At 58.6% G+C, this 23295-nt stretch carries 21 protein-coding genes; 20 read left to right on the top strand and 1 reads right to left on the bottom strand.

All coding sequences use genetic code 11. The features are described from left to right. The first annotated feature begins 12 nt into the window (after positions 1-12). The 10 genes from gluQRS to pgi all read left to right on the top strand — a co-directional run bounded on the left by gluQRS (position 13) and on the right by pgi (position 12282). Positions 13-900: a tRNA glutamyl-Q(34) synthetase GluQRS gene (gene gluQRS / locus M2401_RS24460; RefSeq protein WP_259106758.1), complete on the top strand. Its 888-nt coding sequence runs from the start codon at positions 13-15 to the stop codon at positions 898-900. Positions 901-1024: 124 nt separating this feature from the next. Next, a complete protein-coding gene (locus M2401_RS24455) occupies positions 1025-1201 on the top strand; it encodes a hypothetical protein (RefSeq protein WP_259106756.1) in 177 nt (58 codons plus the stop codon). After that, a complete protein-coding gene (locus tag M2401_RS24450) occupies positions 1185-4139 on the top strand; it encodes a sensor histidine kinase (protein WP_259106753.1) in 2955 nt (984 codons plus the stop codon). The genes M2401_RS24455 and M2401_RS24450 overlap by 17 nt, the downstream gene beginning before the upstream one ends. A 22-nt stretch (positions 4140-4161) precedes the next feature. Further along, positions 4162-5598: a sigma-54 dependent transcriptional regulator gene (locus M2401_RS24445; protein WP_259106751.1), complete on the top strand. Its 1437-nt coding sequence runs from the start codon at positions 4162-4164 to the stop codon at positions 5596-5598. A gap of 710 nt (positions 5599-6308) precedes the next feature. Further along, complete coding sequence (locus tag M2401_RS24440) at positions 6309-7712, top strand: polynucleotide adenylyltransferase PcnB (protein WP_259106748.1); 1404 nt, start codon at positions 6309-6311, stop codon at positions 7710-7712. A 5-nt stretch (positions 7713-7717) separates the two neighbouring features. Continuing rightward, positions 7718-8203, top strand: coding sequence for a 2-amino-4-hydroxy-6-hydroxymethyldihydropteridine diphosphokinase (folK, locus tag M2401_RS24435; protein ID WP_259106746.1), 486 nt, complete (start codon positions 7718-7720; stop codon positions 8201-8203). A gap of 221 nt (positions 8204-8424) precedes the next feature. Next, positions 8425-9225, top strand: a complete 801-nt coding sequence (gene panB, locus M2401_RS24430) for a 3-methyl-2-oxobutanoate hydroxymethyltransferase (protein ID WP_259106732.1) — start codon at positions 8425-8427, stop codon at positions 9223-9225. After that, positions 9222-10073: a pantoate--beta-alanine ligase gene (panC, locus tag M2401_RS24425; RefSeq protein ID WP_259106730.1), complete on the top strand. Its 852-nt coding sequence runs from the start codon at positions 9222-9224 to the stop codon at positions 10071-10073. The genes panB and panC overlap by 4 nt, the downstream gene beginning before the upstream one ends. Positions 10074-10081: 8 nt before the next feature. Then, entirely contained in the window at positions 10082-10462 is a 381-nt protein-coding gene (gene panD, locus M2401_RS24420) for an aspartate 1-decarboxylase (protein ID WP_259106727.1), read from the top strand. Between the two features lie 155 nt (positions 10463-10617). Then, positions 10618-12282, top strand: coding sequence for a glucose-6-phosphate isomerase (pgi, locus tag M2401_RS24415; RefSeq protein ID WP_259106724.1), 1665 nt, complete (start codon positions 10618-10620; stop codon positions 12280-12282). A gap of 151 nt (positions 12283-12433) precedes the next feature. Here pgi and M2401_RS24410 read toward each other — a convergent pair whose 3' ends face one another. Next, positions 12434-12559: a hypothetical protein gene (locus M2401_RS24410; protein ID WP_259106712.1), complete on the bottom strand. Its 126-nt coding sequence runs from the start codon at positions 12557-12559 to the stop codon at positions 12434-12436. Positions 12560-13138: 579 nt separating this feature from the next. Between M2401_RS24410 and M2401_RS24405 the strand changes: the two genes are divergently transcribed. From M2401_RS24405 to M2401_RS24370, 10 genes are all read left to right on the top strand, one after another. Then, the gene (locus M2401_RS24405) at positions 13139-13621 is read left to right on the top strand and encodes an Hcp family type VI secretion system effector (protein WP_259106710.1); all 483 of its coding nucleotides are present in this window, start codon (positions 13139-13141) and stop codon (positions 13619-13621) included. After that, on the top strand, positions 13618-14097 hold the full coding sequence (locus M2401_RS24400) for a DUF2778 domain-containing protein (RefSeq protein ID WP_259106708.1): 480 nt from the start codon (positions 13618-13620) through the stop codon (positions 14095-14097). Before M2401_RS24405 ends, M2401_RS24400 begins: the two co-directional genes overlap by 4 nt. A 558-nt stretch (positions 14098-14655) precedes the next feature. Then, on the top strand, positions 14656-14976 hold the full coding sequence (locus M2401_RS34735) for a DUF2778 domain-containing protein (RefSeq protein ID WP_409033978.1): 321 nt from the start codon (positions 14656-14658) through the stop codon (positions 14974-14976). 77 nt (positions 14977-15053) lie between these two features. Further along, on the top strand, positions 15054-15578 hold the full coding sequence (locus M2401_RS24395; RefSeq protein WP_259106706.1) for a hypothetical protein: 525 nt from the start codon (positions 15054-15056) through the stop codon (positions 15576-15578). Next, positions 15530-16000, top strand: coding sequence for a DUF2778 domain-containing protein (locus M2401_RS34730; RefSeq protein ID WP_409033977.1), 471 nt, complete (start codon positions 15530-15532; stop codon positions 15998-16000). The genes M2401_RS24395 and M2401_RS34730 overlap by 49 nt, the downstream gene beginning before the upstream one ends. After that, positions 16001-16381 (top strand): hypothetical protein, encoded by a 381-nt coding sequence (locus tag M2401_RS24390; RefSeq protein WP_259106704.1) that lies wholly within the window; start codon positions 16001-16003, stop codon positions 16379-16381. It begins immediately after the preceding gene. A gap of 442 nt (positions 16382-16823) precedes the next feature. Beyond that, positions 16824-17693, top strand: a complete 870-nt coding sequence (locus tag M2401_RS24385) for an oxygenase MpaB family protein (RefSeq protein ID WP_259106702.1) — start codon at positions 16824-16826, stop codon at positions 17691-17693. Between the two features lie 116 nt (positions 17694-17809). Further along, positions 17810-18988 carry an acetyl-CoA C-acetyltransferase gene (locus M2401_RS24380; protein WP_259106700.1) on the top strand — a complete coding sequence of 393 codons (1179 nt, stop codon included), beginning with the start codon at positions 17810-17812 and terminating at the stop codon, positions 18986-18988. Between the two features lie 222 nt (positions 18989-19210). Next, positions 19211-20227, top strand: coding sequence for a class I SAM-dependent rRNA methyltransferase (locus M2401_RS24375; protein ID WP_259106698.1), 1017 nt, complete (start codon positions 19211-19213; stop codon positions 20225-20227). A 112-nt stretch (positions 20228-20339) separates the two neighbouring features. Then, a complete protein-coding gene (locus M2401_RS24370; protein ID WP_259106697.1) occupies positions 20340-23285 on the top strand; it encodes a DUF748 domain-containing protein in 2946 nt (981 codons plus the stop codon). The last annotated feature ends 10 nt before the right edge of the window (positions 23286-23295 follow it).

The raw sequence follows: 23295 nt of genomic DNA, 5'->3' as shown, positions 1-23295 counted from the left end.
TCTTCACCACCCATGACCTCTGCTGCTTACATCGGGCGCTTTGCCCCGACCCCCAGCGGTTTCCTGCACTTCGGTTCGCTGGTCGCCGCCCTCGCCTCCTACCTCGACGCTCGCGCCGCAGGTGGGAAATGGCTGATGCGCATGGAAGACCTTGATCCGCCCCGTGAAGTCCCCGGAGCGCAGAAAGCCATCCTCGACACCCTGGAAAGTTATGGTTTCGAATGGGATGGCGAGTGCATCCGCCAGAGCGACCGGCATGACGCCTACGCCGAAGTACTGAATCGCTGGTTCAGCTACGGTCTGGCCTACGCCTGCACCTGTTCGCGCAAGCAACTTGAGGATTATCAGGGGATTTATCCGGGGCTGTGTCGCAATGCCGGCCATGAACCGGAGAACGCCGCCATTCGTATTCGCGTGCCGGAATTGACCTACCGCTTCCAGGACCGGGTCCAGGGCGAGTTTGCGCAGCATCTGGGTCGCGATGTCGGCGATTTCGTCATTCGTCGCCGGGACGGCTTTTACGCCTATCAACTGGCGGTGGTGCTGGACGATGCCTGGCAGGGCATTACCGATATCGTCCGGGGTGCCGATCTGCTCGACTCAACACCACGCCAGCTGTATTTGCAGGAACTGCTCGGCCTGCCGCAGCCACGCTATCTACATATACCGCTCATCACCCAGCCCGATGGGAATAAACTGGGCAAGTCCTATCGCTCGGCGCCGCTGCCTTCGGATCAGGCCACGCCTTTGTTACTGCGGGCACTGCGCGCATTGGGCCAGCCAACGGCGGCAGAACTGCACGACGCAACCCCGGCCGAAGTACTCAAATGGGCGATACCGCGCTGGAATGCCAACTTGATTCCGACCCTGCGCACGGTTGATGAGGCCTGTATAGACTGATGATGAAGTCTGCATAGACCGATCTAGAGCCTTCAGCCAAGACACGGCAGAAACGCCGCTTGCAGCTTGTTCGCCATCGTTTACCATGCCGCACCGTGTTCACCCCCAGAGATAAGGAGGCCCGATGTATATCTACCGCTTGGTCCTGCTTCTGGTTGTAGGCATCTACCTGTTTTCACCCGCGATCATGGACTGGTGGATCGACGCCACGGGGGCCTGGTACAGGCCTTACCTGTTATGGCTGATCCTCATTGCCGTGACCTTCATCCTGCAAAGTCAGCGAGATGCCGATGAGCTTTAGCCTGACCCAGATGATCCTGGTCAGCGCGGCCTACCTGCTGGCGCTGTTCGGGGTGGCGTGGATCAGCGAGCGCGGTGTCATCCCGCGCTGGATCATCCGCCATCCACTGACCTACACCCTGTCGCTCGGGGTCTACGCCAGCGCCTGGGCGTTCTATGGCACGGTGGGGCTGGCCTACGAATACGGCTACGGTTTCCTCTCCAGTTACCTGGGAGTCTCCGGTGCCTTTCTGCTGGCGCCGGTGCTGCTGTATCCGATCCTGCGCATCACCCGTACCTATCAATTGTCGTCCCTGGCCGACCTGTTCGCCTTCCGCTTTCGCAGCACCTGGGCCGGCGCCCTGACCACCATTTTCATGCTGATCGGCGTGTTGCCGTTACTGGCCCTGCAAATTCAGGCGGTGGCCGACTCCATCGGCATCCTCACCCAGGAACCGGTGCAGCATCGTGTCGCCGTAGCCTTCTGCGCACTGATCACCCTGTTCACGATTTTCTTCGGTTCCCGGCATATCGCCACCCGGGAGAAACACGAAGGTCTGGTGTTCGCCATCGCCTTCGAGTCGGTGATCAAGCTGGCGGCCATCGGTGGTGTCGGCCTGTATGCGTTGTACGGCGTGTTCGACGGCCCGCAGCAGCTGGAGGTGTGGCTGTTGCAGAACCAGAGCGCCCTGGCCGCGCTGCATACCCCGTTACAGGAAGGCCCATGGCGCACCCTGCTGCTGGTCTTCTTTGCCTCGGCCATCGTCATGCCGCACATGTACCACATGACGTTCACCGAGAATCTCAGCCCGCGCTCGCTGGTCAGTGCCAGCTGGGGCCTGCCATTGTTCCTGCTACTGATCAGCCTGGCTGTGCCGCTGATTCTCTGGGCCGGATTGAAACTGGGGGCCAGCACCAGCCCCGAATACTTCATCCTCGGTATCGGCATGGCCACCAACAATCAGGCCCTGGCCCTGCTCGCTTATGTCGGCGGTCTGTCGGCGGCCAGCGGCCTGATCATCGTCACCACCCTGGCGCTGTCGGGTATGGCCCTCAATCACCTGGTGCTGCCGCTGTACCAGCCACCGGCTGAAGGCAATATCTACCGCTGGCTGAAGTGGACGCGGCGCGGCCTGATCGTCGCCATTATCATGCTTGGCTACGGCTTTTACCTGCTCCTCGGTGCACAGCAAGACCTGGCCAACCTGGGCATCGTCGCCTTCGTCGCCACCCTGCAATTCCTTCCCGGCGTGCTGTCGGTGCTGTACTGGCCCACGGCTAACCGGCGCGGCTTTATCGCCGGGCTGCTGGCGGGTATGGCGGTTTGGGTCATCAGCATGCTGTTGCCGCTGATCGGGCATTTCCAGGGCTTCTACATTCCCCTGTTGAACATGATTTATGTGCTCGACGACACCAGTTGGCACATGGCGGCCATCGCTTCCCTGGCCGCCAACGTACTGTTCTTCACGCTGATTTCGCTGTTCAGCAACGCCAGCCCCGAAGAAGCCAGCGCCGCCGAAGCCTGTGCCGTGGACAACGTGCGTCGCCCGCAACGCCGCGAACTGCATGCTGCCTCGCCCCAGGAGTTCGCCACACAACTGGCCAAGCCTCTGGGCGCCAAGGCGGCGCAGAAAGAAGTCGAACAGGCCCTGCGCGATCTCTACCTGCCCTTCGACGAGCGCCGCCCTTATGCCCTGCGGCGCCTGCGCGACCGGATCGAGGCCAACCTGTCCGGCCTGATGGGTCCAAGCGTGGCCCAGGACATGGTGGAAACCTTCCTGCCCTACAAATCCGGCGGCGAGAACTACGTCACCGAAGACATCCACTTCATCGAAAGCCGCCTCGAGGATTACCACTCGCGCCTGACCGGGCTGGCCGCCGAACTCGATGCCCTGCGCCGTTACCATCGCCAGACCCTGCAGGAACTGCCCATGGGCGTCTGCTCCCTGGCCAAGGATCAGGAGATCCTGATGTGGAACAAGGCCATGGAAGAACTCACCGGCGTGCCCGCCCAGCGTGTGGTCGGCTCACGCCTGCCGACCATCGGCGAGCCGTGGAAAGAGCTGCTGCTGGGCTTCATCAATATTCCCGATGAACACCTGCACAAGCATCGCCTGACACATGACGGCCAGACCCGCTGGCTGAACCTGCACAAGGCGGCCATCGACGAGCCTCTTGCGCCGGGTAACAGCGGCCTGGTTTTGCTGGTCGAAGACCTCACCGACACGCAGATGCTCGAAGACAAGCTGGTGCATTCAGAGCGTCTGGCCAGCATCGGTCGGCTCGCCGCCGGGGTAGCCCACGAGATCGGCAACCCGATCACCGGTATCGCCTGCCTGGCGCAGAACCTGCGCGAAGAGCGCGAGGAAGATGGCGAGCTGACCGAGATCAGCAGCCAGATTCTCGAACAGACCAAACGGGTTTCACGCATCGTCCAGTCGCTGATGAGCTTTGCCCACGCCGGCAGCCATCAGCACAGCGACGAAGCCGTCTGTCTGGCCGAAGTCGCCCAGGATGCCATTGGTCTGCTGGCACTGAATCGGCGCAACTTCGAAGTGCAATTCTACAATCTGTGCAATCCCGAGCATTGGGTCGATGGCGACCCGCAACGCTTGGCACAGGTGTTGATCAACCTGCTCTCCAACGCCCGCGACGCATCGCCTGCGGGCAGTGCGGTGCGGGTAAAGAGTGAAGCCTGCGAACACACCGTCGACCTCATAGTCGAAGACGAAGGCAGTGGCATACCCAAGGCAATCATGGATCGATTGTTCGAACCGTTCTTCACCACCAAGGAGCCTGGGGAGGGAACCGGACTGGGCCTCGCACTGGTCTATTCCATCGTTGAAGAGCATTATGGACAAATCACCATCGACAGCCCGGCAGACGCCGAGCACCAGCGCGGGACCCGTATTCGGGTGACCCTGCCGCGCCATGTCGAAGCGACGTCCGCCGTGAACTGAGACCGTCGAGAGAACCGAATCAATGCCGCATATTCTGATCGTCGAAGACGAAACCATTATCCGTTCAGCCCTGCGTCGGTTGCTGGAGCGCAACCAGTACGAGGTCAGCGAAGCCGGTTCGGTGCAGGAAGCCCAGGAACGGTTCAGCATTCCCTCGTTTGATTTGATAGTCAGTGACCTGCGCCTGCCTGGCGCCCCCGGCACCGAGCTGATCAAGCTCGGCCAGGGCAAGCCGGTGCTGATCATGACCAGCTACGCCAGCCTGCGTTCTGCCGTGGACTCGATGAAAATGGGCGCGGTGGACTACATCGCCAAACCCTTCGACCACGACGAAATGCTCCAGGCCGTCGCCCGCATCCTGCGCGACCGCCAGACCCTGCAAGGTATGCAGGCCGAGCGCGCGGCGGCGAGCAAACCCGCTGCCGGCGACAAGCCCGGTGTGGTGGATAACAGTAATGGCGAGATCGGCATCATCGGTTCCTGCCCGCCGATGCAGGACCTCTACAGCAAGATTCGCAAGGTCGCGCCGAGTGACTCCAACGTACTGGTGCAGGGCGAGTCCGGCACCGGTAAGGAACTGGTCGCGCGCGCCCTGCACAACCTGTCGCGCCGGGCCAAGGCCCCGATGATTTCGGTGAACTGCGCGGCGATTCCGGAAAGCCTGATCGAGTCCGAACTGTTCGGCCACGAGAAAGGCGCGTTTACCGGCGCCAGCGCCGGGCGTGCCGGTCTGGTGGAAGCAGCCGACGGCGGCACCCTGTTCCTCGACGAAATCGGCGAACTGCCCCTGGAAGCCCAGGCCCGTCTGCTGCGCGTACTGCAGGAAGGCGAGATTCGCCGGGTCGGCTCGGTGCAGTCGCAGAAGGTCGATGTGCGCCTGATCGCCGCGACCCACCGCGACCTCAAGAGCCTGGCCAAGATCGGCCAGTTCCGCGAAGACCTTTATTACCGCCTGCACGTCATCGCCCTGAAACTGCCTGCCCTGCGTGAACGCGGCGCCGACGTCAATGAAATCGCCCGGGCGTTCCTGGCACGGCAAAGCGCCAAGGCCGGCCGCAACGACCTGCGCTTTGCCGCCGACGCCGAACAGGCCATCCGGCACTACAGCTGGCCAGGTAACGTGCGCGAACTGGAAAACGCCGTCGAGCGCGCGGTCATCCTGTGTGAAAGCCCGGAAATCTCCGCCGAGCTGCTCGGGATCGATATCGAGCTGAGCGATCTGGAAGACGACGAGTTCATCGGCCTGGCGCCACAGCAGAGCCCGGCCAATCCCACCAGCCACGAACCGACCGAAGATCTGTCCCTGGAAGACTACTTCCAGCACTTCGTTCTCGAGCATCAGGACCACATGACCGAGACCGAGCTGGCACGCAAACTCGGCGTCAGCCGCAAGTGCCTGTGGGAGCGTCGTCAGCGTCTGGGCATTCCACGGCGCAAGGGCGTGGCCAGCGAGACCTGACGACTGATACGTTTCAGCAATGAAAAGGCTCTAGCGTGCGGGCTGCAGGGTTTGTGAAAAAACTGTTACCGCACGCAAAACACGTAACAAAAGCCGGGGTTTACGGTAACGAAATCTCGGCTTTTTTATCTCCGCAAAAAACGCCATCCCGCTGAAAGCCCCGGTTTCCGGGCATTTTCAAAAGTTGGCACAGGTCCTGCTATATCTTTTGTACAAGAACAACAAAAAGCAAAATGCAAAACCCATAATAAAAACAAGACGAATCGACTCACGCATAACAAGAACAACACGGCGGAGGCGCAGCTAACTGATTCTTTTGGAGAGGCGTTGTATTTGGGGCTTGCCCCGCAACCAGGCTGAGAACAACAAAAAACTACCCTAAGGTAGCGCCTGAACTGGTTGGATCGATTGATCATTGCAACACAGCGTACCAAAGCAATCCGTTTGCTCTTGACTCCCGATTGGGAGGTTTCACAGGCGAAAGTCTTGTGAATGGGCACTCAACAAAAACAAAAAGCCCACAACCACAATAAAAATAAGAGCACACACTTTGGGGGAGCTTCGGCTCCCCCAGTAGCTTCTCCCTCCAGACCCATTCTTGCCACTTCACGTCGCGTCCTACACCATCCTTCGACTAAATGCTAGAATCCCCGCCCATCGTGCGGCCATTCTCCATTTTTGGCCGAATATTCCTTCAAACAGTGCATCCCATGCTGAAGAAGCTGTTCCAGTCATTACGTTCCCCTCTGCGTCCGCCGCAGCAACACTTCCGTACCACGCCTGAAGTGCTCAACAGCAGCCAGCATTCGCTGCAACGAGGCCAGTTCAGCCGTTACGCGGTCAATATCGTCGAGCGCCTGCAAACCGCCGGCTATCAGGCCTATCTGGTCGGCGGCTGTGTCCGCGACCTGATGCTGAACATTGAACCCAAGGACTTCGACGTCGCCACCAGCGCCACGCCGGAACAGGTTCGTGCCGAATTCCGCAACGCGCGGATCATCGGCCGCCGCTTCAAACTGGTCCATATCCACTTCGGTCGCGAGATCATCGAAGTGGCGACCTTTCGCGCCAATCATCCCCAGGATGACGAAGAAGAGGACAGCAACCAGTCCTCGCGCAATGAAAGCGGACGCATCCTGCGCGACAATGTCTATGGCACCCTGGAAGAAGACGCGCAACGCCGCGACTTCACCATCAATGCCTTGTATTACGATCCGGTCACCGAACGCGTGCTCGATTACGCCAATGGCGTACATGACATCCGCAATCGCCTGATCCGCCTGATCGGCGATCCGCAGCAGCGCTATAAAGAAGACCCGGTGCGCATGCTGCGTGCCGTGCGCTTTGCTGCCAAGCTGGATTTCGGCATCGAGAAACACAGCACCACGCCGATCCGTCCACTGGCGCCAATGCTGCGCGATATCCCGGCGGCGCGCCTGTTCGAAGAAGTGCTCAAGCTGTTCCTCTCCGGTTACGCGGAGCCGGTGTTCGAGATGCTGGTCGACCTCGAGCTGTTCGAACCGCTGTTCCCGGCCAGCTCCAAGGCCCTGGAATACAACCCGACCTACACCCACACGCTGATCAGCCAGGCGTTGATCAACACTGATCTGCGCATCAAGCAGAACAAGCCGGTGACCCCGGCGTTCCTGTTCGCTGCCCTGCTGTGGCCTGCTCTGCCTGCCAAGGTTCTGCGCCTGCAGGAGCGCGGCATGCCGCCAATTGCCGCCATGCAGGAAGCCGCCCACGACCTGATCATCGAGCAGTGCCAGCGCATCGCGATTCCGAAGCGCTTCACCCTGCCGATCCGGGAAATCTGGGACATGCAAGAGCGCCTGCCGCGTCGTTCCGGCAAACGTGCCGACCTGCTGTTGGACAACTCGCGCTTCCGCGCCGGTTACGATTTCCTGCTGCTGCGTGAAGCCGCTGGCGAACAGACCGACGGCCTGGGCGACTGGTGGACCGAGTATCAGGACGGCAACGACAGTGAACGCCGCAACATGATCCGCGACCTGAGCAACAAGCCCGAAGGCACTGGCCCGGCACCGCGCAAGCGTCGTCGCAGCCCGGGCAAGCGCAAGGGCAGCGGTGAAGCGTCGAACGTCGCAGGCGAGTGACGCTAATGGAACGGGTTTATATAGGCTTGGGCAGCAACCTGACCGAGCCTGCCGAGCAGTTGCGCAATGCCATCAAAGCCATGGCGCAACTGCCCGACACACAGCTGGCAGCGGTCTCGTCTTTCTATATCAGTGACTCGCTGCTGCCGGGGCAACCCCGCTACACCAATGCCGTCGCGGCACTGGATAGCGCCCTGGCGCCGTTGGCCCTGCTCGACGGCTTGCAAGGCATCGAACTCGACCAGGGCCGTGAGCGCCATGAACGCTGGGGGCCGCGCACTCTGGACCTGGATATCCTGATATTCGGCGAGCGCCTGATCGACGAGCCACGTCTGAAAGTGCCCCACTATCACATGCAGGCCCGGGCCTTCGTGCTCTACCCCCTCGCCGAACTCGCTCCCGACCTGCAACTGGCCGACGGCCGCACGCTAGAGCAGCTGCTCGCCGCCTGCCCGTTCGAAGGTCTTGAGCGCCTGCCTGCCAGCCTCTGATTGCCGGGTGTCACCCGTAACACGTCGGCCGTAACACAGGCGAATATCTGGTAACACCTGCAATTGACTTCATGCCCCCTCCTCACGAAGATAGGCGTCCCGTTGCTTAAGACGAGTAAATGGGCGCAAAGCAGGCTGTAATTAACACCGCACAACGACGGCGTGCCTGCCTCAGACAGAATGAATCTACAGTTCACAGCGCCTGACCGAGGACTTTTTCCATGCCAGAGATAACCGTTACGTCGCTGCAGGCCCTCAAGCACAAAGGTGAGAAAATCACCATGCTGACCTGCTACGACGCAACATTCGCCCACGCCGCCAGCCAGGCCGGGGTCGAGGTGTTGTTGGTCGGCGATTCGCTGGGCATGGTGCTGCAAGGCCATGACAGCACCCTGCCCGTTACCACCGCCGAAATGGCCTACCACGTTGCCTGCGTCAAGCGCGGCAACCAGGGCGCCATGATTCTCGCCGACCTGCCGTTCATGGCTTACGCCACCCTTGAACAGACCTTTGCCAACAGCGCCGCGCTGATGCAGGCCGGTGCGCATATGGTCAAAGTCGAAGGCGCGGCCTGGCTGACGGAATCGATCCGTTTGCTAGCCGAGCGTGGCATTCCGGTCTGCGCCCATATGGGCCTGACCCCGCAGTCGGTGAATGTCCTCGGTGGCTACAAAGTCCAGGGGCGCGTCGAAGCCCAAGCTCGGCAGATGCGCGCCGACGCCATCTCCATCGAGCAGGCTGGCGCCGCCATGATTCTGCTGGAATGTGTACCCAGCGAACTGGCCGAGGAAATCACCCATGCGGTGAAAATCCCGGTGATCGGCATCGGTGCCGGCAGCGCCACCGACGGTCAGGTACTGGTGCTGCACGACATGCTGGGCCTGTCGATCAGCGGCCGCGTGCCCAAGTTCGTCAGAAACTTCATGACTGGCCAGACGGATATCCAGTCGGCCCTCCAGGCTTATGTTGCTGCGGTCAAAGACGTCAGCTTCCCGGCCCCTGAACATGGATTCTCGGCATGAACACAGTCAAAACGGTCCGCGAGCTGCGCGCCGCCGTCGCCCGCGCTCGTAGCGAAGGCAAGCGCATCGGCCTGGCGCCGACCATGGGCAACCTGCACAGCGGCCATGCGGCACTGATCACCAAGGCCGCCCAGCGCGCCGACTTCGTGGTAGCGACCATCTTCGTCAACCCGCTGCAATTCGGCCCCAACGAAGACCTGGCAACCTACCCACGCACCCTCGCCGCCGACCAGGAAAAACTCCTGCAGGCCGGCTGTCATCTGCTCTTCACCCCGTCCGTGGAAGAAATGTACCCCCACGGCATGAACGACCAGACCATTGTCAGCGTGCCAGTGCTCTCCGAAGGCCTGTGTGGCGCCAGCCGCCCTGGGCATTTCGACGGCGTGGCCACGGTAGTGAGCAAGCTGTTCAATATGGTCCAGCCTGACCTGGCGGTATTCGGCGAGAAAGACTTTCAGCAACTGACGGTGATCCGCGCCCTGGTGCGGGACCTGAATATGCCGATCCAGATCATTGGCGAACCGACGGTACGTGATAGCGACGGCCTGGCCTTATCGTCGCGTAATGGCTACCTGACGCCAGAGCAACGCGCCATCGCGCCAAACCTGTATCAGGTCATCACTCGTATTGGCGCGGCCATTCGCGGCGGCGACCGCGATTTTGCCCAACTGCTCGAGACCGGCAAGCGCGACCTTGCAGCCAAGGGTTTGCGCCCGGATTACCTGGAAGTCCGCGAAGCCGCGCAATTGCGCCCGGCCACCGCCGAAGACACCGACCTGGTGATCCTCGCCGCCGCCTTCCTGGGCACTACGCGTCTGATCGACAATCTGCACCTGACCAAGGACTAACACGATCCATGCACACCATCATGCTCAAAGCCAAGCTGCACCGTGCCGAGGTTACACATGCGGTGCTCGACTACGAAGGCTCTTGCGCCATCGACGGCGACTGGCTGGACCTGTCAGGCATTCGCGAGTACGAACAGATCCAGATCTATAACGTCGACAACGGCGAGCGCTTTACCACCTACGCTATTCGAGGTGAAGCCGGTTCGCGAATGATCTCGGTCAATGGCGCGGCGGCTCATAAAGCAAAAGTTGGTGATCGGGTAATCATCTGTGCCTATGCTCAGTACTCCGACGCCGAGCTGGTCGATTTCAAACCGCGCATGCTGTACATGTCGCCGGGAAATGAACTTAGCCATACCAGCAATGCCATACCGGTACAGTTTGCGTAAGACTCGGATCACATCATTGTGTGAAATAGTACCGAGCCCAGGTAAAGCGAGGCGCAGACAGAAGGACACGCAGGGTTTAGGCTGCTGCGTGTGCCTGATTGGCCCGACTCGCTTCAATGTCCAAGGCAGTTCCCCGTACAAGGAAACCCGCAGCGATGGCGTACTACCGCACTCCTTCCGACGTTACCGCTCTGCCAGCCTGGCAGGCGTTGCTCCAACACCGCGACAGCATGCAGAACTTCAGCATGCGCGAGGCCTTCAACGCAGATCCGCAGCGTTTCAGTCAATTCACCCTCAGTAGCTGCGGGCTGTTCCTCGACTATTCGAAAAACCTGATCAACGCCGAAACCCGCGCATTGCTGGTAAACCTGGCCAATGAAGTGGGCCTCAAGGACGCCATCAAGGCGCAGTACGACGGCGACCTGGTCAACGCTTCCGAAGGCCGCCCGGCCCTGCACACCGCACTGCGCCGCCCGGTGGGCGACAAGCTGCTGGTCAAAGGCGTCGATGTGATGCCCGAAGTCCACAAAGTGCTGAACCAGATGACCGATCTGGTCGGGCGCATTCACGATGGCCTGTGGCGCGGCTACACCGAAAAGCCGATCACTGACGTGGTGAATATCGGCATCGGTGGCTCGTTCCTCGGCCCAGAGCTGGTCTCCGAAGCGCTGTTGTCCTACGCCCAGAAAGGCGTGCGCTGCCATTACCTGGCCAATATCGACGGCAGTGAGTTCCACGAGCTGACCATGAAGCTGCGTGCCGAGACGACGTTGTTCATCGTTTCGTCGAAAACCTTCAGCACCCTGGAAACCCTGAAGAACGCCACGGCCGCTCGCGCCTGGTATCTGGCCCAGGGCGGTTCCGAGGCCGAGCTGTACAAGCACTTCATTGCCGTGTCGAGCAACAACGCCGCTGCCGTGGCCTTCGGTATCCGTGAAGAGAACATCTTCCCGATGTGGGACTGGGTCGGCGGTCGTTACTCGCTGTGGTCGGCCATCGGTTTGCCGATTGCCCTGGCCATCGGCATGTCCAACTTCAAGGAACTGCTGTCCGGTGCCTACACCATGGACCAGCACTTCCAGAGCGCGCCATTCGAACAGAACATGCCGGTGCTGCTGGCCCTGCTTGGCGTCTGGTACGGCAACTTCTGGGGCGCGCAGAGCCACGCGATCCTGCCGTACGACCATTACCTGCGCAATATCACCAAGCACCTGCAGCAGTTGGACATGGAGTCCAACGGCAAGAGCGTGCGCCAGGACGGCACGCCGGTGTCCACCGACACCGGCCCGGTCATCTGGGGTGGCGTTGGTTGCAACGGCCAGCATGCCTATCACCAGCTGCTGCACCAGGGCACCCAACTGATCCCGGCCGACTTCATCGTGCCGATCGTCAGCTTCAACCCGGTCTCCGACCATCACCAGTGGCTGTACGCCAACTGCCTGTCGCAAAGCCAGGCGCTGATGCTCGGCAAGACCCGCGCCGAGGCCGAAACCGAGTTGCGCGACAAGGGCCTGCCGGAAGATCAGGTGCAGAAGCTGGCGGTTCACAAGGTCATCCCCGGCAATCGTCCGAGCAACACCCTTGTGGTCGAACGCATCAGCCCGCGTCGTCTTGGCGCGCTGGTGGCAATGTACGAACACAAGGTCTTCGTCCAGAGCGTGGTCTGGGGCATCAACGCCTTCGACCAGTGGGGCGTGGAGTTGGGCAAGGAACTGGGCAAGGGCGTCTATCAACGCCTGACCGGCGGCATCGAAGAGCCTGCCGACGATGCCTCCACTCAGGGCCTGATCAATTACTTCCGCGGTCGTCATCGCGGCTGATCCTGACCTTCGCTTCAATAAAAACCGCCTGCTAGCAGGCGGTTTTTTTATGCCCTCACGTCGCTCGAAGTTCCTGAAGCTGGCTCAGCAGCTCATTGGCCAGGGCCTTGGCCATGTCGATCAGATACATCGCTGCAAACGGCAGATCGCGCTAGGAGCCACTTTGCTGATCGCCGGACTCATAGACCACCGCTGCGGCGCAACGCAGCAGGTCGAATATGCGGATCAGGGTTTCTTCGAAGGTGTAGGGCGGATCGGGTACTAATTTTTTAACCATGGTCAATCTCCAAAAGAGCCACGCCTTTACCGTTCTCACGCGAGCGAAGAGGTGGCGGCTGTTAACGGGGTGAGAACCAGGGAACCACGGAAACCCGGCCAGACCGAAGTCTGCCCGTCACAGCCGCCATAAAGCATTCACCGAAAGCCGATCGGTGAAAAAGCCAGGTAACTTGTAACCGCAGTCCCGGGTTCTCACGCCCGACCACTGAATTTTTCAGTGGCGGGGCGCAGACTAGGCCCGGAAATTCGCAGAAACAAGGGCTCGGGATTGTTAAGGAAATTTCACTCAAAGGAAAGAGAGCGGTCCTTCACATTCGTCACATTTTTTATGTTTTCAGAAGGCAACTGACCACCAATGCGTATGCCTGAGAAGCCCCTTGTGAAGATAAACATTAAGTTCATTTGCGAGAGGGCGATTCGGCTGCGAAATAGCGAGCCCCTCTGACTTTCGATATTTAAACGCAATATAAAGAAATATAATTACTCCTCACCCGTTACAAATCCGGCATGTACACACAACAGGCTTGCATTATTATCTCGCCGAAATTTCATACACCGTGTAAAGGGACATAACACAATGGCGATTCCAGCATACCTATGGCTGAAAGATGATGGCGGCGCAGACATCAAAGGTTCTGTCAGAGTACAAGGACGGGAAAGGAGTATTGAAGTCCTGGGCTTCGGTCACGGGCTGTTTCTACCGACGGATGATAGCAACGGTAAAATTACCGGCCCGCGCGCCCACGCACCGATAACTTTTGAAAAAGAGTTCGATTCGGCCAGTCCCTATCTCTATAAGGCTGTTGCAAAAGGTCAGACACTCACGTCGGCGAAATTCAAGTGGTACACCATCAATGACTCAGGCCAGGAAGAGGAGTATTTCAACATGCTCCTTGAAAACGTGAAAGTTGTTGCCGTGTGCCCTGTGATGCATGACTGCAAAAATGCATCAATGGCTAAGCATAATCACATGGAGTCGGTGTCGCTTCGCTATGAAAAAATAACCTGGAAGCACTGCGATGGAAATATCGAGTTTTCCGACTCATGGAGCGAGCGATGATTCGGTGTACCTACCTGCTGAATAGCTATGGGTTGTCGACGTTGAGCGTTCCGGGGGTTGGGTTCTTTCCTGCCTATTCGGGCTATGCCGGGGTGCATCGGAATAATCCGGATTCAGTGGCGATCGTCAATGAGGGGCCGTTGCCGTTTGGCAAGTATTATATTGTTGATAGGCCTAGAGGCGGCCCTGTGGACATCGCAAGGGCCTACTACGCTTCTGCTTTGAGCGGCTCGAATCGATTCATATGGTTTGCATTATATCGTGAGGATAGCAATGTGGATGACACTACCTTTATTGATCAAATCGAGCGTGGCGCTTTCAGATTGCATCCAGCTGGATATTCCGGAATAAGCCAAGGGTGCATAACCCTCCCCAATCATTCGCACTATAAAATTTTGAGAGATGCCCTGCTTGGAACTGCGCAGATAAAAATCAGCGCTTCGTTAACAGCTTATGGAACTGTACAGGTCTACTAATGAATTCAGTTAGGTTAGCGGTTACATGGTGTGCGTATGCGATTGCTTATCTTGTCTTGCTCCACTTAATGGATGCATATGTACCCCCAGACTGGATCATCAACGGGTTATCGTTTAGCAAAGATGCTGTTAGCTCTCATGGTGCAACCCGGATAGCGTTTGAAGTCCAGCTTCTCCTGTCTTTGCTCTTGAATTCGGTGCTTATCTGGCTTACCGCGAGAGTTGCTTACGCCTTTATGAATTCAGCCTGGAGGAAAAACATCACGAGGCCTAGGCAAAAAATTAAGCTGATTTTAATATGGCATGCATTTTTTGTGACATACGTGGTGATCTTTGCATTATCAAACCTTGCCTTACCAGAAGCTTGGCTATACCGATTGTTCATGGGTAGGGAAATGCCGTGCGACGACGTTGTCTGGAACGGAATAATTGGCGGGATAACGCTTGCCCTAGCTATACCCATTAACGGTGCATTCGTGGCATTTGTATCGTCCCAAGTAATAAAACGCAAACAACTGCGCCAATCAGCTCAACAAAAAACCGCCTACAAAGCAGCCGATCAATAATACCGGGGCGCATCGGAATAAGCCGGATTCAGTGGCGATCGTCAATGAGGAGCCGTTGCCGTTTGGCAAGTATTACATTGTTGATAGGCCTAGAGGCGGTATTAGGACTAGAGTGGAAGCTAGCGTTAATTCCTTAATGAGCGGTTCAGATAGAAGCCTATGGTTCAGATTATATCGTGAAGATGGCAATGTGGATGACATCACCTTTATCGATCAAGTCAGGCGTGGCGAATTCAGACTGCATCCAGCGGGCTATTCAGGGGTCAGCGAAGGGTGCATAACCCCTCCCAATCATTCACACTACGCATATTAAGAGATGCATTGCTGAAAACCGCACAAATAAAAATTAGTTTTTCGTTAACAGCCTATGGCACTATACAGGTCTATTAAATGAACCCTATCAGACTGGCAATTGCCTGGTGTATATATACGATTCTTTTTATCGCCATCGTTGAAGTGTATGATGTCTACGTACAGCAAGAATGGTTTCTAGGAGTGCTATCGATCAGCAAAAATGATGCCGGAGGGATAGAGCTCGGAGCGCGATTCTCCCTCCATTTCACTTTAACCTTTATATTAATTTGGCTTACAACAAAATACGCTCATTTTTTTACAGGGATTTCAGAATGGCAGCAGGGGAATGGGACAAAAAAAAGAATAAAACTCATTGCAATATGGTCCGCATTTCTTGTACCGTATTTGGCGATAGTTATTTTATTGAATTTTGTTTTACCGGAGGTTTGGCTACATCGGTTAATTACGGGTCATGACGGAATGTCATGCGACGATGTTGTATGGGACGGAATCTTTATCAGGATAACGCTTGCCCTGGCATTACCCATTAATGGCGCAGTCATTGTGTTTTTATCATCCCAAGCAATAAAGCGCAGACAGCGACGCCACTTAGCCCAATAAAAAACAGCCTGCAAAAACAGCCGTTCAATACTGCCGGGGCACATCGGAATAATCCGGATTCGGTGGCGGTCGTAGAGGCAGGGCGGTTGCCGTTTGCCAAGTATTACATTGTCGATAGGCCTAGAGGCGGCATTAGCACTAAAGTGGAAGCTAGCGTTAATTCCTTAATGAGCGGCTCAGATCGAGACCTATGGTTCGGATTGTATCGTGAGGATGGCAATGTGGATGACATTACCTTTATCGATCAAGTCAAACGCGGCGCATTCAGACTGTATCCAGCAGGCTATTCCGGGGTCAGCGAAGGGTGCATAACCCTTCCCAGCCACTCACACTACGCAATATTGAGAGAGGCATTGCTGAACACTGCACGGATAAACATCAGTGCGTCGTTAACAGCTTATGGAACTGTACAGGTCTACTAAATGAATCCAATCAAGCTGGCAATTGTCTGGTGTGTATACATGGCTGTTTTTTGGGCTCTGGCTGAATCGTTGGATGCTTATAGAGCATACGACTGGATTCTTAAGATGCTATCGATTAGCAAACATGAGACAGAATGGACAGAACTCAAAACAGTATCTTTCCTAACCCTGACTCTGACCTTAACTCTAATATGGAGCACTGCAAAATACGCTTACAATTTTACTGGCGCTTCAGAATGGCAGAATGGGAGCAAGGCAAGAAAAAGAATAAAACTCATTGCAATGTGGCTCGCATTTCTCGCACCGTTTTTAGTTATAGTTTTTTTTGCTACTACTTGTTTTACCAGAGGCTTGGCTCCATCGGTTAATCACGGGTCATGAGGGAATGTCATGTGACGACGTTGTATGGGGCGGAATTTTTATGGGGATAACGCTTGCCCTGGCATTACCCATTAATGGCGCAGTCATAGTGTTTGTATCGTCCAGAGCGATAAAGCGCAAACAGCGGCGCCAGTCAGCCCAACAAAAAATCGCCTGCAAAACAGCCGAGTCTTAGGGGATCGCCCGTCGTATAGCAAACACAGGACTCCTGTGGGACCGGCTTTAGCCGGGAAAGGGGCGGTGAACTCGATACCTCTCTGTCGTCTGTGCCGACACCTTCCCGGCTACAGCGGGTCCAACGGGATGTGATTAATTCAGGTGGTGATGCGGTGTTTTATTTCCCCAGGGCGTCATCATGCGATTTAATTGTTTGAAGAGCTTGAATCCCCGCAACAAGCACGGCATGGTCAGGCGGTATTGGCTGTAACAAAACCGAGAATCCATGGAATTCATTCGTCGTCGCATTGAAACCCAGGTCATGAGCCTGACCGGTCTGGCCCTGGGCCAGCTGGACATGGAAAACCCCAAGGGCGACCCCGGACTCTATGGCCCCGACGCCATCTGCTGGCAGGTCCATGGCGACTTTCCCAGCATGCTGACTGGCGGCATCAGCGCCCTGCTCCTGCAAATGCTTCACCCCCTGGCCCTTGCCGGGGTCTGGGACCATTCAAATTTTCGTCAGGACATGCTCGGTCGCCTGCGCCGCACCGGTCAGTTCATTTCCGGCACCACCTTCGGCTCGACTCACGACGCCAACTGGCTGATCGACAAGGTGCGCACCATCCATCTGCAAGTGGTCGGCACCGCGCCAGACGGCCGGGCCTATGCCGCCAGCGACCCTGACCTGCTGACCTGGGTGCATGTGGCCGAAGTCAGTAACTTTCTCGCCGCTCATCTGCGCTATCTCAACCCGCATCTGTCCCTGGCCGATCAGGATCGCTACTACGCCGAGACCGCCTTGGTGGCCGAACGCCTGGGTGCCCGGGACATTCCCCGTTCGCGAGACGCCGTGGCCGAGTACCTGCAACACATGCGCCCGCAATTGCTGTGCAATGAGCGCAGTCATACGGTGCTGAGCCTGCTCCTCGACGCCCCTGCCCCGAGCCGCCTGGCCAAGCCGGTAGGTAACCTGATGATGCAGGGCGGCATCGACCTGCTGCCGGACTGGGCGCGGGAGATGTTCGGCATCCAGCAGAGCGCCCTGCAACGCCGCCTGATCCGCAGCGCCGTGCATACCGTCGCGCCCGTGTTGCGCTGGTCGGTACGCAATGCCTCGGTCCACCGGGCCAAACGGCGCATGGGCCTGTTGTAACGGTCGATTGGAACCTCGTCCCCCATCTGTGCCAACATGCGCTCCTTCGTTTCCTGCGATCAGGGCCGGTTGCCTGTTGCCCGTCGCCTCCCCCAAGAACAATGAGGAACCGTGCCATGCAAGACGTTGTTATCGTTGCCGCCACCCGTACCGCAGTCGGTAGTTTCCAGGGCTCTCTGGCAAACATTCCGGCCGTTGATCTGGGCGCTGCGGTGATCCGCCAGTTGCTCGCCCAGACCGGCCTCGACGGTGCGCAAGTCGATGAAGTGATCATGGGCCAGGTGCTGACCGCCGGCGCCGGGCAAAACCCTGCACGTCAGGCCGCGATCAAGGCCGGGCTGCCATTCTCCGTACCGGCCATGACCCTGAACAAGGTCTGCGGCTCGGGTCTCAAGGCCCTGCATCTGGGCGCCCAGGCGATCCGCTGTGGCGATGCCGAGGTGATCATTGCCGGTGGCCAGGAAAACATGAGCCTGTCCAACTACGTCATGCCCGGCGCCCGCACGGGCTTGCGCATGGGCCACAGCACCGTGATCGACACCATGATCAGCGACGGTCTGTGGGACGCCTTCAACGACTATCACATGGGTATTACTGCCGAGAACCTGTCGGAAAAGTTCGATATCAGCCGTGAGGCGCAAGATGCTTTCGCCGCCGCGTCTCAGCAGAAAGCCAGTGCCGCCATCGAAGCCGGGCGCTTCGTCGACGAAATCACCCCGATCCTGATCCCGCAGCGCAAAGGCGATCCGCTGTCCTTCGCCACCGATGAACAGCCTCGCGCAGGCACTACCGCTGAATCCCTGAGCAAGCTCAAGCCGGCCTTCAAGAAAGATGGCACCGTGACTGCGGGCAACGCTTCGTCGCTGAATGATGGCGCCGCAGCGGTGATCCTGATGAGCGCAGCCAAGGCCGAACAACTGGGCCTGCCAGTACTGGCGCGCATCGCCGCCTATGCCAACGCCGGTGTCGACCCGGCCATCATGGGCATTGGCCCGGTCAGCGCTACCCGTCGCTGCCTGGACAAGGCCGGCTGGACTATTGAGCAACTGGACCTGATCGAAGCCAACGAAGCCTTTGCCGCACAATCGCTGTCGGTGGGCAAGGAGCTGGGCTGGGATCAGGCCAAGGTCAACGTCAACGGCGGCGCCATCGCCATCGGCCACCCGATCGGCGCGTCTGGCTGCCGCGTACTGGTGACCCTGCTGCATGAAATGATCAAGCGCGATGCCAAGAAGGGTCTGGCGACCCTGTGCATCGGTGGTGGTCAGGGTGTGGCGTTGGCGTTGGCTCGCTAATACCTGAACCTGAACTGCAATGAAATCCTGTGGGAGCCGGCTTGCTGGCGATGGGGCCAGAACAGTCGCAGAAGCTAGTGCGAGCGCTTCGCACTCGATCGCCACCAAGGCGGCTCCCACATCCGGCCCCCACATTGCGTTGCACCTCAAGCCGGTGTTTGCCACTGTATGGCCGTCTTAACTGCTAAACTGCCGCGCCCATTTCCAGCCAAGGCGCTTAGCATGTCCTCCCTGATCCAGGCGCTCAGCGTCGCCCTCGATAACCGCCAGGCCCTGCTTGCCGAACTGCATCAGCAGGGGACGGACTGTTATCGGCTGTTCCACGGCAGTCAGGAAGGCGCCAGCGGCCTGACCATCGATCGTTACGGCCCGCAACTACTGGTGCAGAGCTTCCATACCCGACTGGAGCGTGATGATCTGCTGGCGTTGCACGCCCATATCACAGCGCATCTGGGCGTGGACCTGCTGCTGGTCTACAACGACCGCTCCCAGGGCAACTCGCGTATCGACCGCGAGGACACGGTGTACCAAGCCGACGCCGAGGCGCTACAAGACCTGATCGGCCATGAATGGGGCCTGAACTATCGGGTACGTGGCCGTCATCCGGGTCAGGATCCGCTGCTGTTCCTCGACCTGCGCAATACCCGCGGCTGGGTCAAGCAGCACAGCCAGGGCAAAAGCGTGCTGAACCTGTTCGCCTATACCTGCGGCGTCGGCCTGAGTGCCGCAGCCGGCGGTGCGAAAGAGGTCTGCAACCTGGACTTCGCCGAGGGCAATCTGGCAGTCGGCAAGGAAAACGGCGCGCTCAACCCCGAGCTGCCGACCATGCAGTTCATCCAGTCCGATTACTTCCCGGCAATACGCCAGCTGGCCGGGCTGCCGATCACCCAGCGTCGTGGGCATAAACTGCCCCCCTACGTGCGTCTGGAGCAGCGTCAGTACGATCTGGTGCTGCTCGACCCACCGGCCTGGGCCAAGAGCGCCTTTGGCACCGTGGACCTGCTGCGCGACTATCAGAGCCTGCTCAAGCCCGCGTTGCTGGCGACTGCCGACAATGGCGTGCTGATTTGCTGCAACAACCTGGCGAAGGTCAGCATGGAGGACTGGCGTGAGCAGGTTCTGCGTTGCGCAACCAAACTTGGCAGGCCAGTACGCGACTGGCAGATCATGACCCCCGCTGCCGATTTCCCGTCACAGGACCAGCAACCGCCGCTCAAGACCTTGATTCTGCAACTGTGATGTCGCTCGGCTTCGCGGGAATCTTCCTACAAGCTTTGCAGACGCCACATCTGGAACCACATTGCCGTGCCATACTCCAAGGACCTCCGAACCGAGAGAGTTGACGTCGCATATGCCCAAAGGATTGAAACGCAGCCTTGCTGTCCTGCTGACTGCCGTCGCGCTCTACACACTTCTGGGCTTTTTGGTTCTGCCAGGCATCGCCTTGCGCGTGGTCAATCAGCAACTAGCCAAGTATTCCACGGTTCCGGCCCGGCTCGAGCGCCTGGAGCTCAACCCCTACAGCCTTGAGCTGACCCTGTGGGGCCTGAATATCGGCATGCCCGGCAAGGAGCAGGTCGGTTTTGCCAAGCTCTATGCGAACCTGCAGGTGGACAGCCTCTGGACCGGCGCCCTGCACCTGGCCGACGTGGAACTGGTCAAACCCAAGACCGAACTGCTGTTCGACAAGCAGGGCAAGATGAACCTGGCACAGCTGTTCAAGCTGCCACCCAGCGAGCCGACTCCGGAGCAACCGGCCAGCAAGCCGTTCCCGGTGCGCGTCGACACGATCAAGTTGGCTGATGGCTATGTCCGTTTTCAGGATCAGCGCCCCAGCGAACCTATCGAATTCCTCTACGACAAACTCAATTTTGAGCTCAAACACCTCAGTACCCTGCCTGAAGACAATGCCGACATGACCCTGGTCGCGGCGGGACCGGACGGTGGGCAGATCGACTGGGTCGGACGCATCGGCCTGATTCCCATTAGCTCCGAAGGCACCCTAAAGGTCACTGGCAACAAGATGAAGCTGTGGTGGCCGTATGTTCGCGATGCATTGCCACTGGCCCTGGAAGACGGGGTGTTGAATTTCAGCACCGCTTACTCCCTCAACCTGTCCAAGGGCACTGAACTGAAGCTGACCGACACCCACCTCGGCGTCGCCTCCCTGGCCCTCAAAACACCTGATGGTCGGCCATTGGTGCGCCTGCAGAGCCTGGATGTCAGCGACACCTCGGTGGATCTGGTCAAGCAACTGGTCACCGTCGGCAAGATTCGCAGCAATAAACTGGAAACCTGGGCAGCTCGGGAAGCCGATGGCCAGCTCGACTGGCAGAGATTGTTCGCCAACCAGCCAGCCAAACCGGCGCCGAGCAAGCCGCCTGTCGATGAGAAAGCCGGCGAAGCGCAAGCCTCGGCACCCGCGCCTGCCGAATCTGCTCAACCGAGCAAGCCCTGGCAGGTGTTGCTGCGCGATGTACAGTTGCGTGACTATCAGGTTCATCTGGCCGACCGCCTGCCGAAAGAGCCAGTCGCTCTGGAAGTCGGCCCGCTTAACCTGGACCTGAAAGACTTCGACAGCCTGAACAAATCGCCTTTCACCCTCAAGCTCGACACCGGTCTGGGCAAGCAAGGGAAGATCACCGCAGCGGGCGAGGTCAACCTGAGCCCGGTGACGGCCAAACTGCAGGTCACCACCCAGGACATCGACCTGCGTGTGGCGCAAGCCTACATCAGCCCGTTCATTCGCCTTGAGCTGCGCAGCGGCATGCTCGGCAGCGATCTGGCGGTTGACCTGAAAAGCACCGAGCCTTTGGCTTTCGGCATTACCGGCAAGGCCCAGGTCAATCAGTTGCATACCCTGGACACTCTCAAGCAACGCGACTTCCTCAAATGGCAGCAGCTCAATCTCGATGGTCTGAACTATCAGCACGGCGATAGCCTGAGCATCGCCAAGGTCAGCCTGGAGCAGCCTTACGCCCGCTTCATGATCAACAACGATCGCACCACCAACGTCGATGACCTGTTGATCCCGCAGCCACCGGAAAGCAAAACCGCGCCCAAGGCCTCAGCGCCAGCCAGCAACGCCAAGCCCATGGGTATCAAGATCGGCTCGGTGAGCATCAATGACGGCTCGGCCAACTTCGCCGACTTCAGCCTGACGCCGAACTTCGCCACCGCCGTGCAGCAACTCAACGGCCAGATCGGTACCCTGGACAACCGCCAGTCGGCACCGGCTGCCGTGGATATCAAGGGCAAGGTCGATCGCTATGCGCCGGTGACCATCAAGGGCAGCCTGAACCCCTTCGACCCGCTGGCAAGCCTGGATATCGCCACCAGCTTCAAGCGTGTCGAGCTGACCACCCTGACGCCTTACTCCGGCAAGTTCGCTGGCTACCGGATCCGCAAGGGCCGGTTGGATCTTGACCTGCACTACATGGTGACCAAGGGCCAGCTCAAGGCCGAGAACAAGGTCGTGGTCGAACAGCTGCAACTGGGTGAGAAAGTCGACAGCCCGGACGCTGTGGACCTGCCGATTCGCCTGGCCATCGCCCTGCTCAAGGACACCGACGGCAAAATCTCCATCGAGCTGCCGATCTCCGGCGACCTCAATAATCCGCAGTTCAGCGTCATGCCGATTGTCTGGCAGACCCTGCGCAATCTGGTCCTGCGTGCCGCCCAGGCGCCGTTCAAGTTCATTGGCGGGCTGGTCAGCGGTGGCGGCTCGGAAGACCTCAGCAGCGTGTCATTCGCCGCAGGCTCCAGCGAACTGAGCCCACAGGCACACGGCGCTCTGGACAAGCTCTCGGCAGCCTTGAAGGAACGCCCGACCCTGCGTCTGGAAATCGAAGGCACCAGCGCCGCCAGCACAGATGGCCCGTTACTGGCCCAAGATCGACTGGAGCGGGAATACCAGTTCACCTACTACAAGATCCTGCAACGACGCGGCGACAAGGTTCCGGCCAGGGCTGGCCTGCTAAAAGTACCGGATGACGAAAAAGCGCCGATGCTCGACGGCATCTACCGCGACCAGCTCAAGCAACAGCCGCCGGCGCAGTGGGTCGATCTGGGCAAGGAAGAACGGCAGAACCAGCTACGCGCCGCCGTGCTCAAGTTCTGGAGCAGCAACGAAGTGCTATTGCGCAAGCTGGGTCAGGATCGCGCCAGCAGCATCAAGGACTATCTGGTCGACAAGGGCAAACTGGCGGATGATCGCGTCTACTTCATCGACGCGCGTCTGGGCGAGGCTGAATCCGACAAGCGCGTGGTCACTCCTCTGCATCTGGACAGTGAGTAATCCGATTTGA

It is taken from the genome of Pseudomonas sp. JUb42, assembly GCF_024807945.1.
In the GTDB taxonomy this organism is placed as follows: Bacteria; Pseudomonadota; Gammaproteobacteria; order Pseudomonadales; family Pseudomonadaceae; genus Aquipseudomonas.
This window is presented reverse-complemented; position numbering and strand designations above follow the sequence as displayed.

Coding starts and splice junctions, on each gene's coding strand:
- gluQRS (WP_259106758.1), top strand. CDS start 13: ATGACCTCTGCTGCTTACATCGGGCGCTTTGCCCCGACCCCCAGCGGT.
- M2401_RS24455 (WP_259106756.1), top strand. CDS start 1,025: ATGTATATCTACCGCTTGGTCCTGCTTCTGGTTGTAGGCATCTACCTG.
- M2401_RS24450 (WP_259106753.1), top strand. CDS start 1,185: ATGCCGATGAGCTTTAGCCTGACCCAGATGATCCTGGTCAGCGCGGCC.
- M2401_RS24445 (WP_259106751.1), top strand. CDS start 4,162: ATGCCGCATATTCTGATCGTCGAAGACGAAACCATTATCCGTTCAGCC.
- M2401_RS24440 (WP_259106748.1), top strand. CDS start 6,309: ATGCTGAAGAAGCTGTTCCAGTCATTACGTTCCCCTCTGCGTCCGCCG.
- folK (WP_259106746.1), top strand. CDS start 7,718: ATGGAACGGGTTTATATAGGCTTGGGCAGCAACCTGACCGAGCCTGCC.
- panB (WP_259106732.1), top strand. CDS start 8,425: ATGCCAGAGATAACCGTTACGTCGCTGCAGGCCCTCAAGCACAAAGGT.
- panC (WP_259106730.1), top strand. CDS start 9,222: ATGAACACAGTCAAAACGGTCCGCGAGCTGCGCGCCGCCGTCGCCCGC.
- panD (WP_259106727.1), top strand. CDS start 10,082: ATGCACACCATCATGCTCAAAGCCAAGCTGCACCGTGCCGAGGTTACA.
- pgi (WP_259106724.1), top strand. CDS start 10,618: ATGGCGTACTACCGCACTCCTTCCGACGTTACCGCTCTGCCAGCCTGG.
- M2401_RS24410 (WP_259106712.1), bottom strand. CDS start 12,559: ATGGTTAAAAAATTAGTACCCGATCCGCCCTACACCTTCGAAGAAACC.
- M2401_RS24405 (WP_259106710.1), top strand. CDS start 13,139: ATGGCGATTCCAGCATACCTATGGCTGAAAGATGATGGCGGCGCAGAC.
- M2401_RS24400 (WP_259106708.1), top strand. CDS start 13,618: ATGATTCGGTGTACCTACCTGCTGAATAGCTATGGGTTGTCGACGTTG.
- M2401_RS24395 (WP_259106706.1), top strand. CDS start 15,054: ATGAACCCTATCAGACTGGCAATTGCCTGGTGTATATATACGATTCTT.
- M2401_RS24390 (WP_259106704.1), top strand. CDS start 16,001: ATGAATCCAATCAAGCTGGCAATTGTCTGGTGTGTATACATGGCTGTT.
- M2401_RS24385 (WP_259106702.1), top strand. CDS start 16,824: ATGGAATTCATTCGTCGTCGCATTGAAACCCAGGTCATGAGCCTGACC.
- M2401_RS24380 (WP_259106700.1), top strand. CDS start 17,810: ATGCAAGACGTTGTTATCGTTGCCGCCACCCGTACCGCAGTCGGTAGT.
- M2401_RS24375 (WP_259106698.1), top strand. CDS start 19,211: ATGTCCTCCCTGATCCAGGCGCTCAGCGTCGCCCTCGATAACCGCCAG.
- M2401_RS24370 (WP_259106697.1), top strand. CDS start 20,340: ATGCCCAAAGGATTGAAACGCAGCCTTGCTGTCCTGCTGACTGCCGTC.